The organism is Cellulomonas citrea, from assembly GCF_009829685.1.
Taxonomy (GTDB): domain Bacteria; phylum Actinomycetota; class Actinomycetes; order Actinomycetales; family Cellulomonadaceae; genus Cellulomonas; species Cellulomonas citrea.
On record NZ_VWSD01000242.1, the window covers coordinates 1 to 2,644 of the forward strand.

2 protein-coding genes and 1 pseudogene are annotated in these 2,644 nt (G+C 76.9%); all 3 read left to right on the plus strand.

Going from position 1 to position 2,644, the window contains the following annotated elements:
* Positions 1–924 (plus strand): MinD/ParA family ATP-binding protein (locus F2B26_RS15640; RefSeq protein WP_369122553.1); only part of this gene is annotated, 924 nt, incomplete at its 5' end.
* A gap of 65 nt (positions 925–989) precedes the next feature.
* Positions 990–1,556 carry an RNA polymerase sigma factor gene (locus F2B26_RS15645; RefSeq protein WP_159810928.1) on the plus strand — a complete coding sequence of 189 codons (567 nt, stop codon included), beginning with the start codon at positions 990–992 and terminating at the stop codon, positions 1,554–1,556.
* Positions 1,553–2,644 (plus strand): annotated as a pseudogene (locus tag F2B26_RS15650) (hypothetical protein); the annotation flags it as partial. The gene F2B26_RS15645 and the pseudogene F2B26_RS15650, both read left to right, overlap by 4 nt.

A 2,644-nucleotide genomic window follows, 5' to 3' on the forward strand; every position in this document is an offset into this window, starting at 1 on the left:
CTCGGTGAGCTGCTGGCGACCCGGCACCGGCCGCGGCGGCAGATCGCGACGCGCGGCTGGCGGGTCGGGCTGCGCCGGGCCTCCCTCGGTGCGATCAAGGCCGGACCGGGCCGCAAGGAGCGGGCCGACCTGGCCGCGGTCGAGTCGATCCGGCGTCCGCTGGGCGGTCCGCGCACCATCGTCGTCATCAACCCCAAGGGCGGTGCGCACAAGACGACGGCCACCCTCATGCTCGCCGCAGGGTTCGGGCTGCAGCGCGGCGGCTCGACGCTCGCCTGGGACAACAACGAGACGCACGGCACGCTCGGCTGGCGCTCGGGCACCTCGGCCGCGGGGCGGTCGGCGCTCGACCTGCTGCACGCGCTGCCGGACCTGAGCACCCGCGGCGAGATCCGCGTCGGAGACCTCGACGCCTACGTGCGCCCGCGCTCCCAGGAGCAGTTCGACGTGCTGGCCTCCGACGAGGACGCTGCCTCCGGGGCGTTCGTCGACGCGGCCTCCTTCGCGGCGCTGCACCAGGTGCTCACCCGGTTCTACCGGGTGCTCGTCGTGGACACCGGCAACAACATCCGCTCGTCCAACTGGCGGGCGGCGGTCGACGCCGCCGACCAGCTCGTCATCGTCTCGACCATCCGGGAGGACACAGCGCAGGCCGCGGCCTGGGCGGTCGACGCGCTGCGCGCCGCAGGCAAGGCCGAGACCGTGCGCCGGGCGGTGACGATCCTGTCCGAGCCGTCGGCGTCGGTCGACAAGGACCTGCGCAAGCGGCTGCGGCAGCACTTCGGGGTGCTCACCCGGTCGGTGGTCGAGGTGCCGTTCGACCCGGCGCTCGTGGCCGGCGGCCCCATCGAGTACGCCCGGCTCAAGCCCGCGACCCGGCAGGCCTGGTTGCATGCGACGGGTGTGGTCGCCGAAGGTCTGTGACCGCCGTGCAAGATCGCGCCCCGTGGTGACACAGACCCGGTGCGAGATCCGACGGGAGGACCCCGGTGCCAGACCACGAGGCCGACGCGCCTGCTGCGCCCGACGGCGCGCGGTCCGGCACGTCCGGCGCTGCGCGGTCCGGTGGTCCCCGGCCCGGTGAGCCGCAGCACGACGAGACCTGGTTCACCGCGCTCGTCCGTGAGCACGGCCCGGCGGTGCACCGCTACCTGGCACGGCGTGCCGGTGCCGAGGCGGAGGATCTGGCCGCCGAGGTGATGGCGGTGGCCTGGCGCCGCCGGGCCGATGTGCCCGACGAGGCCGTGCTGCCCTGGCTGTACCGGACCGCGGGCTTCGTGCTGGCCAACCACCGGCGCAAGGGTCGCCCGGTGCCCGTCGGCGACCTGCCGGAGGAGGCCGACCTCGACGACCCGGCGCTGCGCGCGGCGCGTGACGACGAGGTGCGCCGCGCGCTGGCGGCCCTCTCGGCCCGCGACCGGCACGTGCTGCTGCTCAACGCGTGGGACGGGCTGGTCGGCGAGCAGCTGGCCGAGGTGCTCGGTGTCAGCCGCGGCGGCGCCGACGCCGCGCTGAGCCGCGCCCGCACCCGGCTGCGGGCCGCGTGGGACGCATGAGCGGCAAGATCCCGGGCCGCCGCGACACAGACGGGGTGGACGAGGGCGAGGGACCGATGAGCGAGCACGAGCAGGACGAGGCGTACCGACGCCTGGTCGCGGCCGACCCGGCGGCGACGGTCGCCGTCGACGTCGACCGGCTGCTCGCCGCCGCGCGGCTGCGGGCCGGGCTCGTCCCGTCGGCTCCCGCGGAGGCGGTCACGGAGGGGCCCGCGGGTCACGACGAGCTGGTCGCGCGCCGGCGGCGCCGGACCCGCGGCTGGCAGGTCGCTGCGGCGGTGGCGGCGCTCGCGGTCGTCGGTGCCGGCGGCTACGGGCTCGGGTCGAGCCACCCGTCGTCGGCCGGATCGGTGGCCTCCGCCGGCGGGCAGGTGGAGGGCAGCGCGGACACGGCGCTCGCCCCGCTCGTCACGAAGGCGGGCAGCGGCGAGGCCGTCGGCCCGCGGCGCTACGTCGCCGACGGGTTGAGCACGGCCGCCGGGACGGGGACGGTGTTCGGTCTCGGTGCGGTGACCGCCTCGGATGCGCTCGTGGGGCGGCAGGCGCAGGCGTGGGGGGTCGCCGGTGACCCGGTCGCCCAGGGCGTCGGCAGCTGGACCGTGCAGGACGGCGACGGGGACTGGCTGTCCGTCGCGGTGGACGGCAGCCTGCTGCGGGTCGACCTCGTGGTCGCCGCGCCCCGCGGCTGCCCGGGCGCGGGCTGCGGCACACCCGACGGCGCTCGCGACCTGGCGCTCGCGACCCTGGGCGCCGCCGGCATCGACACCTCGGGGCTCGTCGTGCAGGTCACCGGGATGCCGGGGGCGTTCACGGTGAGCGCGCTGCAGCCGGCCGGTACCGGCCTCAGCCCGCTCGGCTGGACGGTGCAGGTGGGCGCTGACGGTGTCACCTCGATCAGCGGCCGCACCGGCGACCTCGTCGATCTGGGCTCGTACGACCTGGTCAGCCCCGCGCAGGCAGCGCTGCGGCTCAACGACACGCGCTTCGACGGCTGGGCGCAGGTGGCGGTGCCGGCCGCAGAAGGTCCGGTCGGGGCCGCGCCGGCGGTGACGACCGGGCCGGGCGCACCCGCGGACGGGCCGAGGCCG